Source organism: Edaphobacter sp. (assembly GCF_035763405.1).
GTDB lineage: Bacteria > Acidobacteriota > Terriglobia > Terriglobales > Acidobacteriaceae > Edaphobacter.
Window position 1 is genome coordinate 1 of record NZ_DASUBE010000120.1, and the last position, 15,908, is coordinate 15,908.

Consider the following 15,908-nt stretch of genomic DNA (forward strand, 5'->3'; position numbering starts at 1 on the left):
GAAGCCGTCTGAAGACACCGCTTGAGCGGGCTGGAGACGACCAGGTCGAACTGCACGTCAAGCGCGTTGAGCAGTTGCGCCAGTTGCTGGCAATGCTTCTTGCCTTCCTTGTCGAGCGGACGTTTGACGTCCAGCAGTGGATTGGGGCGGCGCGTGCCTGCGCTCGCGTGTCGAAGCAGGAAGAGATTCATAGACCTCTCAATTTTAGAACAGGGAACAGGGCTAGGGCTTAGGACCAGGGCTCATCACCAGACATATCCAGAAAGCGAGACATTTTGCGATAGCAGTGACGGAGTCGCTCCTGATTGCGGCCAAACACTACGGCGAGTTTCTATTCCCTAAGCCCTAGTCCTTTGGCCGCACCGGAGTGTGGTGGAAGACGGCCGGGTCGGGCTCGTCGAGCGACGGGCTGACCGGTTCGGGGTCGGGGATGGGCGCGGGATGTGAGTCCGCCCTGGACGGCTTTTCCGGTTCAGGTGCGGTGTTGTTCTCCGGTTGGGGCATGTCGTGCTCCGGGTGCGCAGTGGGTCTCTTATGTTATCCGATGCGGGATGCGTCGGCAGGGCTGTTTCGCCGCCACAACTCCGTGGTGAGTAGTCCAGCCAGCGAGTCGTGGCGGTCGATGCGCGCAAAGCCCAGCTCGACCAAAGGCGTGGAGTGGTTGGGCAGATGCGTCGTGCGCAGGCCAGTCAGGATGCGGAAGGCGAAGTACAGGGAGCGGATGTAGACCCGCGCAGGCAGCCGCATCGCTCCCGAGGGAATGCGAAAGTCGGAGACCAGCCAGATGGCTCCGGGCGCAAGCAGTGGTGCGATGCGAGCGGCGAGGCGATCGAGTTCGGGCTGCGTTAGGCAGTCGAGGAAGAAGTGGGTGACGACGAGATCGTAAGGCTGCGCCGGGAGCGTCGCAAAGCTGAAGTCGAGCGCGTTGCCGTGGTGCGTCCGCAGGCGGGCCGTGGCGTTGGGAGCAGCCGCGGAGCGTTCGCGGAGAAGCGCAAGCATCGTCGCGCTGAGGTCGATGGCGTCAGCCTCGATGGTGTGGTTTCGAGCGAGCAGGCTGGCGGTGAAGCGGCCGTCTCCGTCGCCCAGAATGAGCGCGCGACGGCGGCTGAGCAACTGCGGCAGAAAATGCAGGCGGCATCGTTCGAGCGCCTTGCCGAGCGTGAGGTATTCGAACCAGCGATACGGACGCGCGATGCGATCGAAGTTGGGATGCTTCATCGGATGAAGGGAATCAGCGCGAGTGGAGTGAGCAGCACGAAGTCGGCTGTCGCGCGAAGCGTGGTCGGGGGAATGAGATCGCGGCAGCGGTCGAGGACGAGCAGCAGCGCCCCCGAGATGGCGGAGGCGAGCGGAATCGGCCATGGCGCGTGCGGGCCCAGCACTGCCTGCGCAGTGGCGGCGAGCACAAGGAACACGGTCATCGGTCGCAGATGGCGCAGCGCAAGGCGTGTCATGGCATGGGGCGGGTGGCTCGAATCAAGCGCGCGATGCAATGCCGGATGCTCCCATGCATAAATAAACAGACAGTTGAGGCTGCACAGCGCGGCGAACAGTAGCGCGGGAGCAGCGAGTGAGAGTCGCAGGTCCGGACGGCGAGCAACCGTAGGGATGAATGTCGCTGCGGCAAAGCAGATGCCGACGGCGATCTCCTTGGGCATGCGATGCGCGCTGCGAGCGGCGTGAATCAGGATGAAGTAGCCGAAGACCAGTCCGCCGAGGATGAGGTAGAGATGGATGGATTGCGTGTCGAGCCGCGGCAGCAAGAGCGCAAGCGTGATCGACGCCGTGAAGATGCCTGCGAGAAACGCGCTGCGATGACGATGATGAAAGATGTGCCGCGCTTCGAGCGTGTCCTGCTGGTTCGATTGCGCGTCGAGCATCCGGTCGGCGGCGTAGAGCATCCAGACGGCGACGGCCATCGCAACCGTGGCAGCCTCAGGAAGTCGCACATGGCTGGCGCGCGCAATGAACCAAGTCCACAGCGCAGCCACCGTTGGTGCGTCGAGCGAAAGCAGATGCCAGAGCGCCAGTGGCCTTGTAACGCGAGGGACTCGAAGCGCAGGCTGGGTTGGAGTTGCTGTAGCCACTCCCTTAAGTTTAGTCCGCGCAGCAGGGTGTCGTTAAGCATCCTGCGCGTGGTCGGTGTGCGCATTTTCGCCGGACCATATCTTCTGCGAGGTCCACGGCTCTGCGGCTCCGGACCAGAACGCATCCGATGGAGGCAGGCCGAGCGGCAGCCACGCGGCGCTGCACAGGTACAGGCTTCCAGTTGAAATATAGCCTTCGCCCAGTCCGGGCTGATGGCCGGCGAGTCCAATCTGGAGCCAGCCTTGGGCGTCATAGGTGCCCGCCGGTTCGAGCGTGCGGCGCATCACGGCAGCGATGGCCGAGCGCACCTGCGGCGCGGCGACGGTCTCGGGCAGCATGTGGCGGCGCGCGGCATCGGCCAGCAGTTGAAACGCTCCGCAGCGGTACGAGATCGAACGGCCAACAACAGGATAGGAGCCGTCCGGCGCGATGAGCCGTTCCTGAATCCCCGCATACCGTTGCGCACGGCGGTGGATGGGCTCGCGCATCGCTGTCCAGGCAGCCGACTCGTCGCCGACGGTGTCCATCAGTTGCAACAGGTACGGATGCATGACGAAGCTGTCGTAGTAGTCCCAGTGAAAGTGCGGGCCGTCGCCGTAGACGCCGTCGCCGACGTACCAGCTTTGGAGCGAGCGCAGCGCATAATCGACGCGCATTCTGTCCCATGACTGGCCGAGTACCTTCAGCAGCGCCTCGTTCATGGCCGCGAACAACAACCAGTTATTGAAGCCGGGTTGAACGCGGCGCTCGGTGATGAGCGCGTCGGCAAGACGCTTGCGGCTCGTGGCGTCGAGTTTGCCGAGAAGCTGATTCGGTGCACGCAGGATTGCAAGCGCAAGGAAGGAAGAATCCACCACTGTCTGCGATGACGCCCCAAACGGCATGTGGTCGGGAGAAGACGGATCGAGCGCCGAGATGATGCCTGCAACTGCATACTTGCGGAACCGGCTGCGCAGCGCGGTCTCCTGCGCGCTCTCTCCCGGAGAAGGATCGAGTTCAAGCCATGGAGCAAGCCCGGCGAGCAGCCTGCCCAGAGCCTCCAGATGTGTGCCCATGGCGCGCGAGTCACGCTCGCCCGGCGCGGCCTCGACTGGCATGGTGGCGCGGAGCTTGCGCTCGTTGAGCGCCTTGAGCACTGGCTCCGAGACTCGCTCCACATGGCTGAGCCAGTAGCCGCGGTCGTTCTGTTGTTGAGTCTGCGGCGTGGTTTGAGACGAGGCGGGAAGCGTAGCGACAGCTCCGGCAGCGAGGCTGCCGAGGAGGAAGTGGCGGCGGTTCGGTTCGGTCATTACACCTTTCAAGCGGTGGCTGCTGCCTGGGGTAGAGTGGCCGGCTGGGCTTCGATGCGAGGCTGCTTTGCCCCCGCCACCCATAGGCCGGGGTCAACGTCGGGGAAGATGCCGTCGCGCACTTCTATCTCGGCCAGGCGCTTTTCCTGCTCGGGCGTGATGCTGCCGGTGGACTCAAACGTCTGCCAGATGGCCTTGACCTCGTTGAACTGGTCATTGTGGGTCAGGAAGCGGATCTCCGCATAGTCGCGCGCCGCACCCGTCGTAATGAGGAACTGCCAGTCTGAGGACTCGAGCAGCAGCAGCTCTCGGCACAGTTGCTGCGCGATGCGCTTGCCCTGCGCGGAGGCACGCCAGTGGCCCGCGGTCGAAACATCGCGCGTGAAAAGCTCAGCAGGATAGATGTGGGTCCACGTCCAGCTCGTCTCGGGATTCATCCAGACGTGGTTAGTGCCCTCTGCGCCCCACGAGCCTTCGTGCATCGAGATGAATCCGGCGCGCGGGTAGCGGTCCAGATACTCGGCGCAACTGATCATCTCGAGCCCCGTCGGATAGTCGTGCAGGTTGCGCGCGATGGCCTCCAGCCACAACGGCCCCTCGAACCACCAGTGGCCGAACAGCTCCGCGTCGAACGGCGAGCAGAGAATGGGCGGAATCCCATCGTTGAAGCCGGACTGGAGCGCCTCGTAGACCAGATGCACGAAGTGCGCGGCGTGCGACTTCACGCGCTCGGCGGCCTGTTGCGGATAGTAGGGCTGCTTGTCGCCCATGTCCACCTTCGAGCCGGTGACGCGCCAGTAGCGGTGTCCGCCTGGCCAGCGTTTCTTATGGAAGTCCAGATACACGCCGTCGCCGGGGTAGCCGCCGTCGCCCGACCACACCTGGATGCCGGTGCGAGGATCGCGCGGAAAGATAGTCGTGGCATAACGCTTGTCGTAAGTGCCATCTACGTAATACGGCTGATAGAGGCTGCGGTACGGCCGGTGCGTCATCTTTTCCAACTCAGCATCTGCGGGCACCGAGCCGTTGAGCAACTCATAGGGCGAAGGCGTGCGCACGGACTCCTCAACCAGATGCGTATCGACGAAGAAGAACTCGATGCCGCTCTCGGAAAGCGCCTGCTCGACTCCGATGCGGTCGAAGCCTGCGGGCGTCTGGCCGTCCGCGCACGCGACCGGATACTGCCAGAACCCTGCGGGGCGGTAGCCGCACTCCGGTGCCCAGATGCCGCGCGGATGGCGGCCGAAGTGGCGGATGTGCGTCTCGACCGCAGTGCGCACCTGCGCGCGAACGCTCTCATCGGTGCCCAGCAGGGGCATGTAGCCGTGCGTGGCCCCGCAGGTGATGATGTCGATCAGGCTTGTGTCGTTGAAGTGGCGGAACGCGCCGATGATGTCGCGGTTGAAGCCCTCGAAGTCTTCAAGAGCCTGCGAGAAGAAGCGGTGCCAGAAACGCGCGGTCTCGGCCAGGTGTGTCTCGCCTGCCTGAATGAAGTAGGCCTCATCTTCGCGTGCGGCGACGATCTTGCGGCCGAGGTAGTTGGGAAACTCCTCGATGAAGACCGGGTGCGCGAGCTGTTCGAGCAGGATGGGCGAGAGGTTCAGGTTGCAGTTGAAGCGGATGTGGTCGCGCTCCAGATTTTTCAGCATCCGCAGCAGCGGCAGATAGGTTTCGGCCGCAGCCTCGTGCAGCCACTCCATGCCGTGCGGCCAGGTGCCGTGGTTGACGACGTAAGGAAGATGCGCGTGCAGGGTGAAGGTGAGGAATCCTGCGGGACGGGACGCTTGGTTGGGCGATGCCTTCGTCAAGATGGAGTACCTCACGTTCGATCATTGTGGGTCAATCGGCCCGGCGAACAGTTCGCCAGGCCGGTTGCGAACCAAGTCTACACCAGCAAGATTTACAAGCGATGCACATTCGCGCGGCGCTCGATTGGTTAGATGCAGCTTACGGCATTATTGTGGCGGCTGCGTGCTGGATCTTCGCTGAAGCGCAGGCGATGCCGTTCCGCTGTCGTCTCCCTGAGCGCCGCCGGTCGAAACGCGCAGCGAGACCGGGCCGGAGAGTTGGAAGCGCACGATGGATTCGGATGGAATCTGCACCTCCTCGCCTTTGGTGATGGTATTCGCGCCCGCTCCAACGCCGCCGCCCGCTGCCGCGCCGATGGCCGCACCCTTGCCGCCGCCGAAGATGCCGCCCAGAATGGCCCCGAGCGCTGCTCCGCCGCCGACTTTTTCAGCCGTGTTCTTGCCGCGGCCTTTGCCCTGCACTGTATACGGTGCAGACGAGGCGGAGAGACGGTTTCCGCGCAGGCTCATGCCGGTGAGCTGAATGCTGAGCAGCGAGCTGCCCTTGTAGTGCGCCGCTCCCTGCACGTCGGAGACGCGACCGGAGACAGGGGTGCCCGCCGGGACAGCGGTGACGCCGTCCACGAGGATGTCGTTGGTCAGGACGCCGGAGAAGCTGTCGCCAATCTGCGATGAGGCGCTCGAAAGGCTTTGAGTGATGCGGACGGGGATGACGGTTCCGCTGGGGATGGTGACGTTACGGAACGTTGGCGCTGGAGGCGCTGCCGGGCGTTCGACTGGCGCTGGCGCGGCCATGTTTTCGCCGGGAGGAGGCGGTGGAACGACTGTAGCCTGCTGGTCCGGCTGGGGTCGTTGACGGACGACCGGAGCGGGCCTGGCCCTATGAGGAGTGGGTCTGCGCGTCTCACGCGGAGCAGGCGCGGGAGGCGGCTCGGGCGCAGGGGCTGCCGCTGTGACGGGAGGGGTAGCGGGCGCGACGGTCAGGTTGTTGACCACGGTCTTGATACCGGCAACCTGCGCGGCATCGGCGGCGGCCAGCGAGCGGGCGGCGTCGTTGCTGACCGTGCCGTCGAGCGTGGCCACGCCATCCTTAACCGTGGCCTGGATTGGCTCGGCACTAAGGGCGCTGTCCGTGGTCAGTCGCGTATGGAGTGCGCTGGTCATCGAGTCGTCGGTCGGCGCGGGTGCTGCCTTTTTGCAGCCCGCGGCGCCAAGCGCCAGGGCAAGAGCCGTTGCGGCGATGAAGGCGGATGTCTTGGGGAGTGTGCGGAATGTGTGCATGAGACCTCGTTTTGCCTTGTCGGACAGGCCGTGCAACGATTTTATTGCACTCCGATGCACTTCTGAATCACCGGATGGCTATTTATCGATTGCGGATGCGGAAACTCGCCCTCGTTGCTTGGTTGGACGCAGGCGATTGTCCGGCGTGAGTGGCTGTAGTGTGCGCGCAACCTAATGCTGGCTGCGCGCATCCACCTGAGTGGGTATCTTTGTCCGTCAGGTGATGGGTGGGTCGTGCCGCGCTGGTCCGGCACCGAACCGGGAATTGGTTTATAAAGGCGGAGTGACACTTGTACCAGAAGATAAAAGAGATTTGCATCAGAAGATAAGACAGGAGAACGTACATGTCAGATAAGGACAATGGAGCAGGCGGATTGGGATGGTTTCTGGCGGGTCTGGGCATAGGCGCGCTGGTCGGGGTGCTCTATGCGCCGAAGGCTGGCAAGGAGACACGCGAGGACCTGGTAGCGAGCGCGCTCGACGCGAAAGACCGTGCCGCTGTGCTGGCACAGCAGGCCAAGGACCGCGCCGCCGACCTCGCAGCCCAGGGTAAAGAGCAGATCGGGCACTATGCCGATCGCGGCAAGGAGTACTATAACCGCGGGCGGACGCAGTGGACACAGTATGTCGAAAAGGGCAAGGGTCTGGTGCAGGAGCACCAGAGCAAGGTCTCGGCAGCGATTGATGCGGGCAAAGAAGCCTACGCGAACACGACCAGCGAGACGCAGTCCTGACGCTGCGGTCTAAGATTGAAGGGCCCGGTCATGGTCGTGCGTGATCGGGCCTTTGTGATTGTCAGGCAGGGTGTGCGAGGCGAGAGAGACTATGAACGTGGCCGGAATCGTGCTGCTGGGAATGTGGATGCAGGCCGGAGACTGGAACTCGGCCGGCGGGGTGAAGTGGCTGATCATCTTCGTGGGCCTGGTGGCGCTGGCGATGGTGACGCAGGCGATCGCGGTGATTGTGATGGCGGTGGGCGCGGTGAAGGCGCGCAAGCGGGTGCTGGGCATCGTCGAGGATCTGCGTGAAAAGGTGACGCCGCTGATTGCGAATACGCATGAGATGGTGCGTGACGCCTCGCCCAAGGTGAAGGTGATTACGGAGAACCTCGCTCACACCAGCCATCTGGTTCGAACCAAGGCAATCGAGTGGGACCAGACGATGGGCGAGGCGAACCAGAAGACGCGGGCGCAGGTGGAGCGCGTGGACAGCATGGTCAGCTCTGTGCTGGATACGGCTTCGGATGCGGGCAGGATGCTTCAGAACGCGGTGAAGATTCCGGCGCGGGAGTTTGCCGGGATGATGAGCGGTCTCAAGGCCGGGCTGGATGTGCTGCTGGGCAGGAAGAAAAACGGCAGCGCGCCGGAGGCCGTTGAGGAGTAGGAGCCTGCGAACCGGTGGTAGCGGTCAGATAATCCAGCCGCCTCCGACCACCTCATCTTCCTGATAGAAGACGGCGGACTGGCCGGGGGTGATGGCTCGCTGCGGCTCGTCGAAGTGGGCGTGGACGGTGGCTTCATCGACGCGGGTGAGCGTGGCCGGGGCCGGGGTGTGGCGGTGGCGGATCTTAGCGGTGACGCGGATCGGCTCGGTCAGCTCGGGAATTGAGATCCAGTTCAGGCGGTTGGCGTAGAGGTCGCGGGAGAGCAGAGCCTCGTCCGGACCGACCGTGACCTGGTGCGAGTCCGGGTGGATGGCGAGGACGTAGAGCGGATTCGGGGTCGAGAGGCCGAGGCCCTTGCGCTGGCCGACGGTGAAGCTCTGGATGCCTTCGTGGTGGCCAATCACTTCGCCGGTCGTCGTCACCAGTTCGCCGGAGGTGTTGGGCATCTCCTCGCCCTGCTCATCGAGGTAGGCCTTGAGGAAGAGGTTGTAGTCGCCGCCGGGGATGAAGCAGATCTCCTGCGAGTCGGGCTTCTGGGCGACGGCGAGGCCGGCCTCGGCCGCGAGCGAGCGGACGACGGGCTTCTGCATCTCTCCGAGCGGGAAGAGGGTGCGGGAGAGCTGCTCCTGCGTGAGGCCGAAGAGGAAGTAGGTCTGGTCCTTCGTGTAGTCGGCAGGTCGGGAGAGTATCCAGCGGTTGCGGGCGGCGTCGTAGTGGTTGCGTGCGTAGTGGCCGGTGGCGATGCGGTCTGCGCCGATCTGGCGGGCGGTGATGAGGAGCTGGTCGAACTTGAGGTGGTTGTTGCAGAGGGTGCAGGGGATGGGCGTGCGTCCGGCGAGGTACTCGGCGACGAAGGGGCGGACGACGTCGGCCTCGAACCGCTCCTGCTGGTTGACGACGTAGTACGGGATGCCGAGCTTTTCGGCGACGTGGCGGGCGTCGTAGACGTCGTCGATGGAGCAGCAGCGGCCCTGCACCGACTCGGGCATACCCTCGTGGCCGGCGAGGCGGCGCTGGTTCCAGAGCTGGAGGGTGAGGCCGACGATCTCGTGTCCCTCGGCGCGGAGGAGCGCGGCCACGGCGGAGGAGTCCACTCCGCCGGACATGGCGACTGCGATCGTGTTGTTGTGCTCGGTGGACATGGCTTTTGCTGGTACCCCCCCCCCCCCTGCTTTTGTGCAAAATACTTTGAACAAAGGACTTAGGTGTGGGCTATCTGCGCAAAGTCCTGATTCTAAAGGGGTGATTTCTGTAAAATATTCATTACATTAGCTTTATCGAGCATGGTCAATCTATATGCGGGGCTTTCGAGGGTGATGAAAAAGTGTCTCGCCGGGAAGAAAGCGTACCTCAGCGGCTAAAGCCGCGTTGATTTTGCAGCGTTAGCGGCACGGCTGAAGCCGTGCCCTTAAGCAAAACTGACTTTTTCAGCACCCTCTTTCAGCCCTTGAGTTTGCGGTGCTGCTGACCTGGTATGTGTCGCGCCTCCGGCGCCTATCCGTACTTATCCGTAGACGAACAACAAAGCGATTTCATGGAAAAAGTCCCCAATGGATGGGGACTCTTCTGTCGGACTCATCTGTTTTAAGTATAGCAAACCGGGACAACTCGACCGCCAGGTGGATGTGATTCGGAATGTGTTCTTTAGGCGGTTGCCCGCTTGACAGATCTCTCGGGTCAGGAAGGGATCGGCAGGTTGAGGATTGCGGACGCGATCTCCTCAACGTGGGTTTCGAGTGCGAAGTGTCCTGTGTCGAGGAGTTTGATGGTTGCGGCGGGGATGTCCCTGCGATAGGCTTCGGCGCCGGGTGGGATGAAGAAGGGGTCGTTTCGGCCCCAGATGGCGAGCAGCGCCGGTTGGTATTGACGGAAGAACTGCTGGAAGGCGGGGTAGAGTGCGACGTTCGAGGCGTAGTCGAGGAAGAGATCGAGCTGAATCTCCTGCTGCCCGGGACGCTGGAGGAGAGCGGAGTCGAGTGTATAGGACTCGGGTGCGATCTGTTCCGGGTTGGCGACGCCGTGGGTGTATTGCCAGCGGGTTGCTTCGGGCGTGAGGAACTCGCGCAGTGCGTTGCGATTCTCATCTGTTGGGTTTTGCCAGTAGCGCTGGATGGGGTTCCATGCGTCACTGAGACCTTCTTCATACGCGTTGCCGTTCTGGGAGATTACGGCTGTGATTCGTTCCGGGTGGGCCAAGGCGAGGCGGAAACCGGTGGGCGCGCCGTAGTCGAAGACATAGATGGCGTAGCGGGTGAGATGGAGAGCGTCGACGAAGGCCCGGAGCGTGCCGGCGATGGACTCGAAGGTATAGCTGTAGTTGCGTTCGGGTGGAACGGTGGTGAAGCCGAAGCCGGGAAGGTCGGGCGCGATGACGCGATAGCGGTGAGCAAGACGAGGGATAAGTTCGCGAAACATGTGCGATGAGGTGGGAAAGCCGTGCAGGAGGAGGATGACCGGAGCATCTGCGGGGCCGGCTTCGCGGTAGAAGAGTTTGAGGCCGTCGGCCTCGATGGTATGGAAGGCGACGCGGGTGGGGGATTCGGACATGAGAGTGTTCCCTTGGAGTGAGATTTGTAACCTATATCATGGCAATATAAAGGTTACTTGCAAATGAGATGGTGTAACCTGTATTTGGTTACATAAAAAGTTACAAAAAATCCTGAGGGGCGATATGGCGGTGGTAAGCGGAATGGATCTGGTGGGGGACCATCCGGTGATGGACCTGCTGAATACGGTTGTCAGGCAGGGAGATGGGCTGGTGGACCTGCTGGTGAGCGACGCGGACGTGCTCCGCTGGCTGGAGCGTGTGGGGCTGGCTGGGAATGCGGAGAAGCTTCCTTCTGGGCGGCTGGTGGATGCGGCGCGGCGGTTGCGGGAGATGGTGCGCAGGCTGGTGACGCAGCGGAAAGACGGGCGGCGCATGGATACAGGGTCGCTGAACGAGTTTCTTCAGTTGGGCAGAAGCTATTGTGAATTGCGGCAGAGGGCTGGTGCGACCGTGGTGGTTCGGCGATATGAGGGAGGAAGAGCAGAGGCGCAGCTTGCCCGTCTGGCGGAGATGGCCGCGGAGTTTCTGGCGACGGCTGACTTCGATCTGGTACGGCGATGCGAAGGAGAGGGCTGCGTACTGTGGTTTTATGACCGCACGAAAGCGCACCGGCGGCGCTGGTGCAGCATGAAGATATGCGGCAACCGGCATAAGGTGGCTGCATTCCGCGAGCGGCAGTAGCCAATGCATGGACGGTTGCCGCGAGGCTTAAGTCTGCTGGCTGCTTTGGATGCCGGACTGCGGCTGTGCTGGGGTCTTACATTTCCACCCTTCGTTTTGCGAAGGATGGGCACCCGAACGTTGGTGGCTGGTGAAAGATGAAGGATGCCATCCGGCGTGACAGGCTTTTGACGGTGCACTCACAGCTTCCCGATCTTCTCGACCTCTTTTTGAATGCTCATGCGTTCGAGAGTGGATATGGGCAGGGCTGTGAAGAGACTGATGCGTCTGTCGAGCTGGGAGAAGGCATCGTGCCAGGCGCGGGCGATGGCTTCGGCGTCTCCTTTTGCTGCGACCGGGTCGGCTACTCCCCAGTGTGCCGTGACCGGGTGCCCAGGCCAGACGGGACAGACTTCGCTGGCTGCGTTGTCGCAGACGGTGAATACGAAGTCCATGGTTGGAGCATCGGGCGCGGCGAACTCGTCCCAAGACTTGCTGCGCAGACCGGTTGTGGAGACTCCGGCGAGTTCGAGTTGCTGGATCGCTTCGGGGCGAACTTTGCCGGATGGGTGGCTGCCTGCGCTGTAGGCGGTGAAGGCACCGTTGGATTTGTGGTTGAGCAAGGCCTCGGCCATGATGGAGCGCGCGGAGTTGCCGGTGCAGAGGAAGAGGACGTTGTGGTGGGTTGGCATCGGTGCCTTCTCTTTCAGTGTGAGCTGGCTTTATCGCTCTTTCACTTCTGGCGACGGTTGAGGGGCAGATTCTTGTGCAGATGTAGAGGTTGGAACCGCAGGTCCTTCGGCTTCGCCGCTCACGATGAGGCTGTGAGCGGCTTCGCTCAGGATGACACTCCTTCGATCGACACAGTATTGGCTGTTCGATCTGCCTTACGATGAAGACGGCTGCGGCTTGGTTGCGCGGATGAAGGCGCTGATGAATTTTCCTTCGACCTGTGGGGCAAGTTCGTCTACCGGGACGCCGGAGGCGGTGAGGAACTGTCGGGCGTCTTCGATGTTGTAGACGCGGGTGGGTTCGATGCTGATCTGTTCGAAGCCTGCGTCGTGGAGTTTGGCGCGATACTCCTGCTCTTCGAGCGCACCCGCGATGCAGCCGACCCAGAGCAACATGCTTTGTCGAACGGCGGCGGGGATTTCGTGGCCGCGCACGACGACATCGGAGACGGCGAAGCGTCCGCCGGGGCGGAGGACGCGGAAGGCTTCGCGGAGGGCGCGGTCTTTGTCGGCGGAGAGGTTGATGACGCAGTTGGAGATGACGACATCGACGGAGTTGGCGGGCAGAGGGATGGATTCGATCTCGCCTTTGAGGAACTCGGCGTTGGTGAGGCCGGACTGGCGCTGGTTTTCGCGGGCGAGGGCGAGCATGTCTTCGGTCATGTCGAGGCCGTAGGCTTTGCCTGTGGGGCCGACGCGGCGGGCGGAGAGCAGTACGTCGATACCGCCGCCGGAGCCGAGGTCGAGGACGGTCTCGCCGGGGCGGAGGTCGATGAGTGCGGTGGGGTTGCCGCAGCCGAGCGAGGCGAGCACGGCGTTTTCGGGGAGACACGTTTGCTCGGCGCTGGTGTAGAGGTTGCTGGTGATGGGGTCGCAGCAGCCGAGGGCAGGGTCGCAGCAGGCTTGCGTGCCGGATTGAGCGACGCTGCGGGCGGCGGCGCCGTATTTTTTGATGACTGCGGAGCGGGTGTTTGCGGCGGCGGGTTCGACGGTCATGGCGGCCTCTTTCATATTTGCTAAGGCGAATGTATTTTGAGTGGACATATTTGTCAAGGCATATATAATAAATTTTATGGGAAAGACCCGAAAGCCGTTCGATATGGCTCTGCTGTTTGCGGCACTGGCTGATCCTACGCGATTGCGCGTGCTGAACCTGATGCGCGGGAGGGAGGTTTGCGTCTGCTATTTTGTTGAGATTCTAGGCGAGGGGCAGCCGAAGATCTCGCGGCATCTGGCGTATCTGCGGCGAGCTGGGTTAGTGAGCGCGCGGCGGGACGGGAAGTGGATGCATTACCGTCTGGCGCGCCCGGCTGACCGGGCGGCGATTTCGATTCTGGACGCAGTGTTCGCATCGCTGGATGAGGACAAGCAGATGCGGGCGGATCTGGCGCGGCTGGAGCGGGCGTGCTGCTGGCCGGAGAAGTTTTCCGGGCTTGATGGCGCGCCGGTGCCCTGCTGCACGCAGGTGGAGTGAGGCAGAGCACGGATGGGAGCACACGGGTTGTTGTTTGACTGAAGGAAAAGCAAAGACAGAGGCAGATTCCTTCCCCTTCGGCTTCGCTCAGGGTAGGGAGTGGAGATGCAATGAGCAACTGCGGCTCATGGGTTGAGGGAGTGTGTTCTCTCTCATCGTTCGCAAGGGATGCGAAGGATGGAGCGCCCGGCTGGTGGTTTCCGTAATCGCTCTCATTGCATTAATGCCTTAGCGCCGGCATTCCCGAACTGACAAACGTCTGGCCCTCTCCTCGCGGTGCCTTCTTTTTTACCACCCACGTTGTCATGCATCGCTGGCCCTGCACCACGGTCGTCTTCAGCGGATCCACCAGCTCTCCGTCCAGATCGCGTGTCAGCTTCATCAACAGGGCTTCATCGACCAGCAGCCACTCCGCCCCATGGGACATCCGGAAGCGTCGGCCGCCGATCGGCTCGAACGTCATCCCCGGCACCGCGCCAATCGTCGATGCCAGCCGGCAGAACAGCATTCCGCCCGGCCGCAGCACCCGCCACAGCTCTCGCACCATCGCCTCCAGTTGCGCTTCATCCTGCGCAAAGTGCAGCACGGAGTGGCACACCACCACGTCGGCAAATTCATCCGCGAACGGCATCGCCTCCACGCGCGCCACCTGAAAGTTTTCAGTCGGCAGTGCCGGCGCCAGCTCACTTGCCAGCTTCCGCACCGCCGCCACCGCTTCGGCGCTTGTATCCACGCCAAACGCTTCATAGCCCTCGCGCAGCAGATAGTGAATATTCCGGCCGCCGCCGCATCCCGCGTCCACCACGCGCATGCCGGGCGAAATATTCCCCCGCAATATCTGGTCGAACAGGTAGACATCAATCTGCCCGAACTGCTCCTGCAGAGTCATTCGCACCTCTCTCCGTCGCAGCCGGGGAGTATCTCAGCCCGCAACCGCCGCATCTATGTCCGCATCCGAGCCGAAGTTTATACCTTGCGTGCCGGTTTGGGCTGAGTCGCCGGCCAACCGGAGATTGCACCATTGCCTGTGACTGAGCGGTGGTTAGACGGTTGTTTACGCGGGCTGGTATAGTCCGTCTGGTTGTTCGCTTTGAGGGAGATTTTTCTGGCAGAGACTGTGGAATCGCATGGGATGGAAAGGCCGCTGCCACCTTCGTGGATCGTGGGGCTGGCGATTTTTCCGTTTGGGTTGACGGTGGGATTCACGATTACGGCGCTGCCGTTTCTGCTGACGAACCTAGGCATACCGCTCGACAAGGTGGCGGGGGTGAGCGCGACGGTGATGTCGCCGACGTTCTGGGGATTTCTGTTGCAGCCGCTGATGGATACGGGGCTGACGCGGCGGGCGTATTGCTGGTTGATGGCGCTGATTGCTGCGGTGTCGATTGCGGCGGCGCTGTTTGTGCTCTCGCCTGCGCATCTAGGGCAGGCGACGGCGCTGCTGCTGATTGCGGAGCTGGCGATGGTGATGTTCTCGGGCGCGGCGGGCGGATGGACGGCGGGATTTACGCCGGATGCGCGGCGCGGCTCGGTGAGCGGGTGGACGAATGTGGCAAACCTGGGTGGAGGCGCGTTGGGGTCGCTGGTGGTGATGTCGCTGGCTCCGCATGTGAGTTTGCACTGGCTTGGCGTCGGGCTGGGCGTGTGCATTCTGTTGGGTACGCTGCCGACGCTGATGTTCCCGGAACCGGTGCGGTCGTCGTTCAGCTTCAAACAGATTTTTACGGATGCGATGAAGGCGACGTGGCGCGCGTCGAAGACGAAGGCATGCCTGACGGGATTTGCGCTGTTTCTGGTGCCGGCGGGCGCAGTGGCGGCGATCAATCTGTTCTCGGGGATGGGCAAGGATTTTCACACGGCCGAGAGTACGGTGGTGTGGATTACGGGCGCTGGGTGCGCGATCAGCACGTCGGTGGGCGCGCTGCTGGGCGGGTATCTGGCGAATAAGCTCTCGCGCGGGCATATGTATCTGCTTGCGGGCATGAGCGCGAGTTGCTGCGCGCTGGCGATGGCGTTGACTCCGCATACGGCGACGGCGTTCGTGATTGGCGTGCTGGTCTATAACGGCATCGCCGGGGTTGTGTATGCGGCGTTCAATGCGCTGGGGTTTCAACTGGTGGGTCAGCACAGTCCGGTGGCGAGTACGCAGCTTGGTTTGTTTGCCGCGGCGACCAATGGCGCGATTGTGTATATGACCTGGCTGGATGGGCAGGGATATAAGCACTTCGGTGTGCGCGGGTTGTTGATGACGGATGGGCTGGCGAGTCTGATCTCGGGCGCGGTGCTGCTGGCGCTGCTGTGGCGGCAGTTGAGCAGGATGCACCGCGACGCGGTGGCGGAGGCTGCCGTCGCTGCGGAGGCGTGAGATTTGTGCGATCCCACCCATGCGATGAGGCTGCGCATGGATGGGGCACCCGGGCGCTCGTGACTGGGTTGAGGGAAGACAAAAGCGGGTTCCTTCCCCTTTCGGCTTCGCTCAAGGTACGGAATGGAAATGCTAAAGACGACGGAGATCATTTGCTTGCACTTTGCAAGTGAGTGTGATTCCATGTCGTGAGATCGTCATCAACAGTCCCAGGAGGAGTCGATGAGTGCGATGGAGAGCTTTTCCCGTATCACGCCGTTTCTGTGGTTCGACAACAACG

At 62.5% G+C, this 15,908-nt stretch carries 17 protein-coding genes; 5 read left to right on the forward strand and 12 right to left on the reverse strand.

What is annotated here, in order from left to right:
- The 7 genes from VFU66_RS12000 to VFU66_RS12030 all read right to left on the reverse strand — a co-directional run.
- The coding region (locus VFU66_RS12000) for a SixA phosphatase family protein (RefSeq protein WP_326446495.1) at positions 1-191 on the reverse strand (191 nt) is incomplete at its 3' end.
- A gap of 154 nt (positions 192-345) precedes the next feature.
- Positions 346-504, reverse strand: coding sequence for a hypothetical protein (locus tag VFU66_RS12005; protein WP_326446496.1), 159 nt, complete (start codon positions 502-504; stop codon positions 346-348).
- 33 nt (positions 505-537) lie between these two features.
- Positions 538-1,218, reverse strand: coding sequence for a class I SAM-dependent methyltransferase (locus VFU66_RS12010; protein ID WP_326446497.1), 681 nt, complete (start codon positions 1,216-1,218; stop codon positions 538-540).
- Positions 1,215-2,087, reverse strand: coding sequence for a hypothetical protein (locus tag VFU66_RS12015; RefSeq protein WP_326446498.1), 873 nt, complete (start codon positions 2,085-2,087; stop codon positions 1,215-1,217). Before VFU66_RS12015 ends, VFU66_RS12010 begins: the two co-directional genes overlap by 4 nt.
- Positions 2,088-2,120: 33 nt before the next feature.
- Complete coding sequence (locus VFU66_RS12020; protein ID WP_326446499.1) at positions 2,121-3,377, reverse strand: DUF2264 domain-containing protein; 1,257 nt, start codon at positions 3,375-3,377, stop codon at positions 2,121-2,123.
- 8 nt (positions 3,378-3,385) lie between these two features.
- Positions 3,386-5,200 carry a glycoside hydrolase family 57 protein gene (locus tag VFU66_RS12025; protein WP_326446500.1) on the reverse strand — a complete coding sequence of 605 codons (1,815 nt, stop codon included), beginning with the start codon at positions 5,198-5,200 and terminating at the stop codon, positions 3,386-3,388.
- 132 nt (positions 5,201-5,332) lie between these two features.
- Positions 5,333-6,466 carry a BON domain-containing protein gene (locus tag VFU66_RS12030; protein ID WP_326446501.1) on the reverse strand — a complete coding sequence of 378 codons (1,134 nt, stop codon included), beginning with the start codon at positions 6,464-6,466 and terminating at the stop codon, positions 5,333-5,335.
- A 344-nt stretch (positions 6,467-6,810) separates the two neighbouring features.
- Between VFU66_RS12030 and VFU66_RS12035 the strand changes: the two genes are divergently transcribed.
- Both VFU66_RS12035 and VFU66_RS12040 read left to right on the forward strand, forming a co-directional pair.
- Entirely contained in the window at positions 6,811-7,200 is a 390-nt protein-coding gene (locus tag VFU66_RS12035) for a YtxH domain-containing protein (RefSeq protein WP_326446502.1), read from the forward strand.
- Positions 7,201-7,291: 91 nt separating this feature from the next.
- Positions 7,292-7,849, forward strand: coding sequence for a hypothetical protein (locus VFU66_RS12040; protein ID WP_326446503.1), 558 nt, complete (start codon positions 7,292-7,294; stop codon positions 7,847-7,849).
- A 24-nt stretch (positions 7,850-7,873) separates the two neighbouring features.
- On the opposite strand, the gene mnmA is transcribed toward VFU66_RS12040, so the two are convergent.
- Together mnmA and VFU66_RS12050 are read right to left on the reverse strand one after the other, a co-directional pair.
- Complete coding sequence (gene mnmA / locus VFU66_RS12045) at positions 7,874-8,992, reverse strand: tRNA 2-thiouridine(34) synthase MnmA (RefSeq protein ID WP_326446504.1); 1,119 nt, start codon at positions 8,990-8,992, stop codon at positions 7,874-7,876.
- Between the two features lie 535 nt (positions 8,993-9,527).
- Entirely contained in the window at positions 9,528-10,397 is an 870-nt protein-coding gene (locus tag VFU66_RS12050) for an alpha/beta fold hydrolase (RefSeq protein WP_326446505.1), read from the reverse strand.
- Positions 10,398-10,539: 142 nt separating this feature from the next.
- Between VFU66_RS12050 and VFU66_RS12055 the strand changes: the two genes are divergently transcribed.
- Positions 10,540-11,079 (forward strand): CGNR zinc finger domain-containing protein, encoded by a 540-nt coding sequence (locus tag VFU66_RS12055; protein WP_326446506.1) that lies wholly within the window; start codon positions 10,540-10,542, stop codon positions 11,077-11,079.
- 179 nt (positions 11,080-11,258) lie between these two features.
- On the opposite strand, the gene VFU66_RS12060 is transcribed toward VFU66_RS12055, so the two are convergent.
- Both VFU66_RS12060 and VFU66_RS12065 read right to left on the reverse strand, forming a co-directional pair.
- A complete protein-coding gene (locus VFU66_RS12060) occupies positions 11,259-11,750 on the reverse strand; it encodes an arsenate reductase ArsC (RefSeq protein WP_326446507.1) in 492 nt (163 codons plus the stop codon).
- A gap of 195 nt (positions 11,751-11,945) precedes the next feature.
- Entirely contained in the window at positions 11,946-12,785 is an 840-nt protein-coding gene (locus VFU66_RS12065) for an arsenite methyltransferase (RefSeq protein ID WP_326446508.1), read from the reverse strand.
- Between the two features lie 76 nt (positions 12,786-12,861).
- Here VFU66_RS12065 and VFU66_RS12070 point away from each other — a divergent pair, with 76 nt between their 5' ends.
- A complete protein-coding gene (locus VFU66_RS12070) occupies positions 12,862-13,263 on the forward strand; it encodes an ArsR/SmtB family transcription factor (protein ID WP_326446509.1) in 402 nt (133 codons plus the stop codon).
- A 220-nt stretch (positions 13,264-13,483) separates the two neighbouring features.
- Here VFU66_RS12070 and VFU66_RS12075 read toward each other — a convergent pair whose 3' ends face one another.
- Entirely contained in the window at positions 13,484-14,152 is a 669-nt protein-coding gene (locus VFU66_RS12075; RefSeq protein ID WP_326446510.1) for a class I SAM-dependent methyltransferase, read from the reverse strand.
- Between the two features lie 243 nt (positions 14,153-14,395).
- On the opposite strand from VFU66_RS12075, the gene VFU66_RS12080 reads away from it, so the two are divergent.
- Complete coding sequence (locus VFU66_RS12080; protein WP_326446511.1) at positions 14,396-15,628, forward strand: MFS transporter; 1,233 nt, start codon at positions 14,396-14,398, stop codon at positions 15,626-15,628.
- The last annotated feature ends 280 nt before the right edge of the window (positions 15,629-15,908 follow it).